This is a genomic window from Trichlorobacter sp., from assembly GCF_030247655.1.
GTDB lineage: Bacteria > Desulfobacterota > Desulfuromonadia > Geobacterales > Pseudopelobacteraceae > Trichlorobacter.
Map to the genome: position 1 here is coordinate 1 of NZ_JAOTRZ010000145.1, position 7,415 is coordinate 7,415.

Below are 7,415 nucleotides of genomic sequence, written 5' to 3' on the forward strand. Positions count from 1 at the left end.
CTCCGGGCATCGCGTACGCCGTCTTTTAGGGCAACTTCAATTCGGTTCGACATGTCAGTCCTTTATTTCTTCACAAAAATAACTTCAACGCGGCGGTTACCTTCCACATTATTCTTGGGATAGGCCGGTTCAGCAGCGCCGATTCCCAGCGCCTCAACCGTGGCCGGTTCCAGTTTGCCTTTATTCAACAATGCCTCACGGGTGAGACGGGCCATCTGGTCAGTGGCGGTGGCATCTTCGTGACGGCTGGGTTGGCCAAAACCGTGTACCCGCAGTTTAATCCGGTATTCAGGATAGGTCTTGAGTAGTTCTGCCAGTTTGGCAATCATCGTGGTGCCTGTAGGAGTCAAGGTGGTGCTTTTAGCCGTTGTCTTCAGCATCTGTGAACGGGAAAAGGTGACTGACAGACCGGCGGTGGTTGTCTTGACGATACCACCAAGTTTGCCAGCTTCTGCTTCAAATGACTTGATCCGTTTTTCTGCGGCCAACTGTTCACCGCTGGCCTGTAGCTGCGCAGTCTGTTGTTTCAGACCTTCAAGCTCCTGGGTTAGGACCGCTACCCGCTGTTCAGAAGAGGCTGTGGCCTTTTTCTGTTCATCCAAAGCCTTTAGCAACTCAGTGGTCTTCTGGTCAGAACTGGTAATGGCAGAGCCTTTGGCAGACAGTTCCGCATTTAGTGAAGCAACCTTGGCGTTCAGGCTGGTGATCTGGCTGGTCTGATCAGTGCCCTGTTTTTTCAGCATCTTAACCTGGGCCACCAGATCATCAAAGATCTTGATCTTGGCCCTGGTGGTTGCAATTTGACCATCAATCCGTAATTTTTCTTTATCCTGATCTTGCTTGCCAAGCCGGGCCAGTAGCACTGATGCCTGTAGTCTGGCAATATCAGCAAGGTAGCGAACGGTGGGCTCCGCTTTTTGATCCAGCTTGCCACTCCAGCCAAGATTCTTTTTATACTCGGCTTCTGCATTACGCAGAGAGTTCTGGGCAATCAGGATATCGTCTTTCAGCTCCGGCTGTTCTGATCCTTTTGCAAGAACCTGGGCCACTGCGCTCTGGGCCTGTTGCAGGTAGGTTGGGGCTGGTTCATCTGCTGCAGCGGCAGAGAGGGTAATGGTGGCGGATAGACAGGCAATCAGGCTGCAGGTGAGTACAACACGAATCAAACGGTTCATGGTTTCTCTCCTTTACCAGCCAGGATGGCTTCCAGGCGTTGTTTCAACTGCGCCAGTTCTTTATTGGCTGCAGTAGTCTTTTCTGCAGCAATTCGCTCGTCAGTCAGGGCCTGGGCTAACTTGACCTGAGTCGTTGCCAGTTCAGAAGCCTGGCGGGTGGCACGATCATTTCCCTGCTGCAGACCGTTTTGTGCTGCTTCAATGTTGGCTGCTGCCTGCTCAATAACTTCGGGGGCATATTTGGTTGCCGGGGTGTTGTTGAGCTTGCCAACCAGATCCCTGGCTTTTTGGTACAGGGCAGTGGTTTCCGGTTTAACTCCTCCTGCTTCATCGGCAGCGTAGCTGAAAACCGGTATCAGTGCCAACAGGGTAACTGCTGCACAGAGCTGAATTGGTTTCATGGCCTATTCCTCCCTCTACTGTGGGGTTTGCGTACCTTGTTCATGTTTCAACGTGACGGTTCTGATCGGGAATGGAATCTCAATCCCCTGTTCGCGGAATCGCCCAAGAATTTTTGAGTTAAGTTTGTCAGTGGTGGCAAACAGCTTGGCATATTCTTCAACCCAGAAAAAGAGCGACATATTTAAGGCACTATCACCAAAGGAGACAAAAAATGCCTCTGGTACCGGCTCTTGCAAGACATCCTCTGTTTCAAGGGCAAGCTGTACCAGCAGCGTCTTGACCTGTTCTGCATCGCTGCCATAGCTGACCCCCACGTTGATCCGGCCTTTGATCCGGTTGTCGGGAAAGGCCTGGTTGGTCAGTATGGTGTTGCAGAGATCCGAGTTGGGGATGATCAGTAACTGGTTATCCAGGGTCTTGATCTTGGTGGAGCGTAACCCGATGTCCTGCACATCACCGATCTGTCCACTTGCCAGCTGAATCCGGTCACCGATCCTGAATGGTCGATCAACCATCAGGGTAAAACCGGAGATGACGTGGGCCAGTGTATCCTTGGCTGCCATACCGATGGCCAGTGAGCCGATCCCCAGGGCTGTAACCAACGAGAGTATATCATAATTGAAATGCTTCAGCACCACCATCAGGGCTGCTCCGGTGATGAACAACATGGTGACTTTTTCAAGCATTGGCGCCATCTGGCGTGAGAATACGCCGTCTTCACCATCTTGCTGGCGTTCTGCATACCAGAGAAGAGTTTCATGCAGAACCCTGTAGATCAGGATGCAGACAATTACCACAATGGATACGTACAGGCCGCCTGACAACAGTCGGAAGATCTTTTCATGCAGTGGCAGAGTCCTGAAAGCGTAATAAATCCCCAAAAATGTCAGTAACAGCGAGATTGAAGGGGTAACACGCTGCAAGATCCGGTCATCAAGATCTGTTTTGGTAAATGCGGTGACTCTGCTGCCCCAACGGCTAATTGCGGAACAGACCGCTTGGGCTAGGAGCCAGAAACCGCCGAAGACGATCAGGGCCGCCAGTAACCTTTTGGCCCAGAACAGAGAGCCGATGTCGCTGCTGGATGGTACAAAAGAGGCAATAATCGCTTCCAGTAAACTAGGCACCGAAGACCCTCTTGAAGATGGTATCAACATGCTTCAGGTGATAGGAAAGATCAAAGGACTCACGGATCTTGGTTTCGCCCAGGGCCCCGACTACTTCCGGGTCAGCCAGCAGTTCGGTCTGGAAATCCTTGCCCTCTTCCCAGACCTTCATGGCGTTTTTCTGTACCAGCCGGTAAGAGTCCTCACGTGAGACGCCTGATTGGGTCAGGTCCAGCAGAATCTTCTGTGAGAAGACCAGTCCCTTCATCTGGTTCAGGTTCCGCAGCATGTTTTCAGGGTAAACCACCAGATTTCTAATTAGTCCATTCAGGCGGCGCAGTGAAAAATCCAGCGCCACGGTGGCATCCGGGCCGATGTAACGCTCAACCGAGGAGTGGGAGATATCCCGTTCATGCCAGAGGGCAACGTTTTCCAGGGCAGGGATGCACATGGAGCGAACATAGCGGGCCTGGCCGGTCAGGTTTTCCGACAGGATCGGGTTCCGCTTGTGGGGCATGGCTGAGGAACCTTTCTGGCCCTTGGTGAACTGCTCTTCCGCCTCCAGTACTTCGGTACGCTGCAGGTGACGAACCTCAATGGCGATCCGTTCAATGGAGGAGGCGATGATGGCCAGTGTGCAGAAATACTCGGCATGGCGATCACGGGGGATAACCTGGGTTGAGACCGGTTCTGGCTTCAGCCCCATTTTCTCGCAAACATACTCCTCAACAAACGGGTTGATGTTGGCAAAGGTGCCGACCGCGCCGGAGATGGCGCCGGTGGCGATCCCTTCGCGAGCAGCCCGCAGGCGGGTGCGATTGCGATCCATCTCGGCGTAGAATGAAGCCAGCTTCAGGCCAAAGGTAACCGGTTCGGCGTGGATACCGTGGGATCGTCCCATGCAGACCGTATCTTTATGTTCAAAAGCCCGCAGTTTGATCGATTCAAGTAGCATGTCAAGATCAGCCAGCAGTTCATCGGCAGCCTGCACCAGCTGTACAGACAGACAGGTGTCAAGCACGTCGGATGAGGTCATGCCCTGATGAATAAAACGCGCTTCAGGGCCGACAAACTCAGCTACCGAGGTCAGAAAGGCAATTACATCGTGCTTTACTTCTGCCTCAATGGCATCAATCCGCTCAATGTCAAAGTTACCCTTCTCGCGGATGACCGGTACGACTTCCTTGGGGATTACACCCAGTTGTGCCTGTGCCTCGCAGGCCAGGGTTTCAATTTCAAGCCAGATGCGGAAACGGTTTTCAGGTTCCCAGATTTTTGCCATGTCGGGTCTTGTGTAGCGTGGAATCATGGATGCAACACTCCTTGCGTGGAATACGGGATGATTTTCACCACAGAGGACACAGAGAACACAGAGGAAAGGCAAAAACAAAACCGATCTTAAATAGGGGTGGATCAAAAACAGCCCGGTTTGGCTTTTGTTCTCCTTGTTTTTTTCTCTGCGTCCTCAGCGGTAAATAAAAATGTCTAGATTTCAAGCATCGGACCGGCCTGATATTGCTCCCCAATCACAATCCGGGGAGCGCAACAGTTCTGGTCTCGTAAAAATGCCGTTGTTGTCTCAACCACCTTGTCCGGGTGGTTGTTCACCTCAGAGAGATGAGCCATTACCAAGGCCTCAAGGCCATCGTGGGCCAGATCGTGCAACAGTTCCAGTGATTCCTGGTTGGACAGGTGGCCATGGCGTGATTTTATCCGTTGTTTCAGGTTCCAGGGGTACGGGCCGTTCAACAGCATCTCCGGGTCATGGTTAGACTCCAGATTCAGCGCCCGGCAGCCCTTCAGCTTCTCCCGTACCAGGCGGGTAACAATCCCCAGGTCTGTGGCTGATCCTGTGCGCCCTTCATTGGATTCAAGCACAAACCCGACTGGATCACAACAATCATGGGAGATGGGAAACGGGTCAATCATAATGTCGTGAAAAGTAAACGAGTAGCCGGTTTCAAACTCTACCATGGGTGTTTTTTGCAGGTACCGTTCAGCTGCCTGGCGGGTAGCGTAGCTGATCAGAACCGGCACTTTGTAACGCCGGGCAAATGCACCGGCACTACGGATATGATCAATATGTTCATGGGTAACCAGAATAGCATGGATAGATTCCGGCTCTATTGCTGAGCTGACGAGCCGGGTCGTAATCTCTTTTAGTGAAAGTCCGGCGTCAATTAGCAGGCGAACCCCGCCCGTTTCAATAAAGAGACAGTTGCCTTTGCTGCCGCTGGCCAGTGAACAGATTTTCATCCAAAGATATATACAGGATTATCCATGCCTGTGGCAAGGCAGACGTGAAACTTGCCGGAATAGTTGGCTATCCCCGTGGGTGCAGTTCTTTGTGCAGTTGTTTCAGCCGTTCACGGGTGACATGGGTGTAGATCTGTGTCGTTGAGAGGTCGGCATGGCCCAGCATGATCTGGACACTACGCAGATCGGCTCCATTTGCCAGCAGGTGGGTGGCAAAGGAGTGTCGCAGGGTGTGGGGGGAGATGCAGGTGCGGACACCGGCCAGCAGGGCGCGTTTTTTAATGATGTTCCAGAAGGCCTGTCGGGTCATGGATTCCCCCAGTCGTGAGAGAAACAGCTCATCCTGCTGTTGTTCCGGATCCTGTTTGCTGCGGACCTGCTCCAGATACTCTGCTACCCGGTGGCAGGCGGTGGCGCCAATCGGTACCAGCCGTTCTTTGTTACCTTTGCCCAAGGTCATCAGATAGCCTACCTCCAGATTTACCTCGCGTAGCTTCAGGTTTACCAGCTCCGATACCCGCAGGCCGGTGGCATAGAGCAGTTCCAGCATGGCCCGATCACGAATATCTTCCGGGCGACTGCCCTGTGCCGCGTTTAGCAATTTTTCCACTTCAGGCATACTTAAAAAGGTTGGCAGCTTTTTGAGAGGTCGGGGGGCTTCAATAATGGCTGAAGGGTTGGTGGTGGCGTAACGCTCGATTAACAGGAAGCGATGGAACATCCTGATGGCGGAGAGCAGCCTGGCACGGCTGCGGGGGGCAAGCCCCCGCTCACGCTCCTTGCCAAGAAACTCCGCGATGTCCGCTGCCTGGATGCTGTCCGTGGTGTTGCGCTGCAGCCGCTCCAGGTGGTCAAGATAGCGCCCCAGATCAGCGGCATAGGCACTGCAGGTGTTGCCTGATAATCCTTTTTCAACAGTTAACCAGGCCAAAAACAGGTCAAGAAATCGGCTCATTGCCAGTCGTCAATGGCCCAGGCCAGGGTGGTGCGGACTTCTTCCAGCTTCTCTTCAGAGACAATCTTGTGGCCGAAGATATCCCGTACATAGAAGACGTCTGCAACCTGATCAACCTTGGTGGAGATCTTGGAAACCCCAATATAGAGCCCTAACTGGTTCAAGGTGCTGGTAATCAGGTAGAGCAGGCCCACCTTGTCATGGGCATAGATGTCAATGACGGTGTATTCGTCAGAAACTTCGTTGTCGATCTCGATCCGGGTTGGAAAGTGGCGGGCTGTTTTGGCCTGGAGTAAGGTCGGACGTTGGCGTTTATGTACCAGATCAGAAACCTGTACCGTACCATGCAGTACCTCGGCCATGTCTGTTTCCACCTTCTGCCAGCGGGTTTGGTCGGTAATGACAAATCCCTGGGCAGAGTTTACCTGCAGGATGTCAAGTATCTTGCCGTTTTTGCCGGTGAAGATCTGGGCACCCAGAATGTTGATGCCGTTGGCTGCCATGACGCCGGTTATTTTGGAAAACAGTCCATAGGTATCAAAGGTGCAGATGGTAAAGCTGGAAAAACCGCTTTCCTGTTCATGCTGGACCTGCATGACCAGATCCTTTTCGTTCAGTTGCACCAACAGCCGCAGGTGGTCTGCAATAGTCTGCAGCGGTGCCGACAGCAGGTAGCGGCTGGGCAGGGCGCGTAATTCTTCCTTGGCAGTGGCAGCAGGGATATCGTACTCCACCATCTCCCGCACCTTGCGACGGACGCTGCGGACCCGTTCAGTACCTGCTTCAAGCCTGAAATCACCCCGTTCAAGGATGTTGAATGCCTTTTCGTACAGCTCATTAAACAGCATCGCTTTCCAGGTGGTCCAGACATCGGAACCGACGGCACGTACATCGGCAATGGTCAATAAAAACAGCATCTTCAGGTTTTCGCTGGTGACCATCTGGCGGGCAAACTGCATGATCATCCGTTCGTCAGCCAGATCACGGCGCTGGGAAATATGGGCAAAGATAAGGTGGCTGCGCACCAGAAACTCCAGCCGTTCACTGTCTTCTTTTGAAAGCCCCATCCTGCGGGCGATGGTGGGAATCATGTCGGCCCCTTTGTCAGCGTGGCCGCCTCCTTCACCTTTGCCGATGTCGTGGAACAGGATCGACAGGATCAGCAGTTCCCGCTTGCCGATTTGGCGGGCTATTTCACAAGGTAATGCCAGTTCTTTTTGGAGTTCGACATTCAGAATTTTCTCTATCTGTTCAACGGCAAACAGGGTGTGAATATCAACGGTATAGATATGATACAGGTCGTGCTGCACCTTGCAGTAGATATGCTCAAATTCAGGGAGGTATTCATTCAGAAATTCCAGGTGGTGCATCTGACGCAGAGTGTCAGCCATTCCTTTTTCACAGCGCAGGATATTCAGGAATGATTGGTTGACCTCGCGGTTACGCCTGAATTTGTCGTTGATCAGGTGCAGTGAACGTCTGATAAGCCATTTGACACGGATATTAAGGGTGGCGCCATGC

The 7,415-nt window shown here is 52.7% G+C and carries 7 protein-coding genes; all 7 read right to left on the reverse strand.

Annotated features, from left to right (window positions below):
* Nucleotides 1-62: 62 nt before the first annotated feature.
* Nucleotides 63-1,175, reverse strand: coding sequence for a hypothetical protein (locus OEL57_RS11775; protein ID WP_300740726.1), 1,113 nt, complete (start codon nucleotides 1,173-1,175; stop codon nucleotides 63-65).
* Nucleotides 1,172-1,576 carry a DUF4398 domain-containing protein gene (locus tag OEL57_RS11780; RefSeq protein ID WP_300740727.1) on the reverse strand — a complete coding sequence of 135 codons (405 nt, stop codon included), beginning with the start codon at nucleotides 1,574-1,576 and terminating at the stop codon, nucleotides 1,172-1,174. The genes OEL57_RS11775 and OEL57_RS11780 overlap by 4 nt, the downstream gene beginning before the upstream one ends.
* Before the next feature lie 15 nt (nucleotides 1,577-1,591).
* Entirely contained in the window at nucleotides 1,592-2,704 is a 1,113-nt protein-coding gene (locus OEL57_RS11785) for a mechanosensitive ion channel family protein (protein WP_300740728.1), read from the reverse strand.
* Nucleotides 2,697-3,992, reverse strand: a complete 1,296-nt coding sequence (gene purB / locus OEL57_RS11790; RefSeq protein ID WP_300740729.1) for an adenylosuccinate lyase — start codon at nucleotides 3,990-3,992, stop codon at nucleotides 2,697-2,699. The genes OEL57_RS11785 and purB overlap by 8 nt, the downstream gene beginning before the upstream one ends.
* 176 nt (nucleotides 3,993-4,168) lie before the next feature.
* On the reverse strand, nucleotides 4,169-4,939 hold the full coding sequence (locus OEL57_RS11795) for an MBL fold metallo-hydrolase (RefSeq protein WP_300740730.1): 771 nt from the start codon (nucleotides 4,937-4,939) through the stop codon (nucleotides 4,169-4,171).
* A gap of 67 nt (nucleotides 4,940-5,006) precedes the next feature.
* The gene (gene xerD, locus OEL57_RS11800; protein ID WP_300740731.1) at nucleotides 5,007-5,894 is read right to left on the reverse strand and encodes a site-specific tyrosine recombinase XerD; all 888 of its coding nucleotides are present in this window, start codon (nucleotides 5,892-5,894) and stop codon (nucleotides 5,007-5,009) included.
* Nucleotides 5,891-7,415 (reverse strand): HD domain-containing protein (locus tag OEL57_RS11805; protein WP_300740732.1); only part of this gene is annotated, 1,525 nt, incomplete at its 5' end. The genes OEL57_RS11805 and xerD, both read right to left, overlap by 4 nt.

Excerpts from the sequence above, each read along its gene's own strand:
- OEL57_RS11795 (WP_300740730.1), bottom strand. The coding sequence starts at position 4,939 with ATGAAAATCTGTTCACTGGCCAGCGGCAGCAAAGGCAACTGTCTCTTT.
- xerD (WP_300740731.1), bottom strand. The coding sequence starts at position 5,894 with ATGAGCCGATTTCTTGACCTGTTTTTGGCCTGGTTAACTGTTGAAAAA.
- purB (WP_300740729.1), bottom strand. The coding sequence starts at position 3,992 with ATGATTCCACGCTACACAAGACCCGACATGGCAAAAATCTGGGAACCT.
- OEL57_RS11780 (WP_300740727.1), bottom strand. The coding sequence starts at position 1,576 with ATGAAACCAATTCAGCTCTGTGCAGCAGTTACCCTGTTGGCACTGATA.
- OEL57_RS11775 (WP_300740726.1), bottom strand. The coding sequence starts at position 1,175 with ATGAACCGTTTGATTCGTGTTGTACTCACCTGCAGCCTGATTGCCTGT.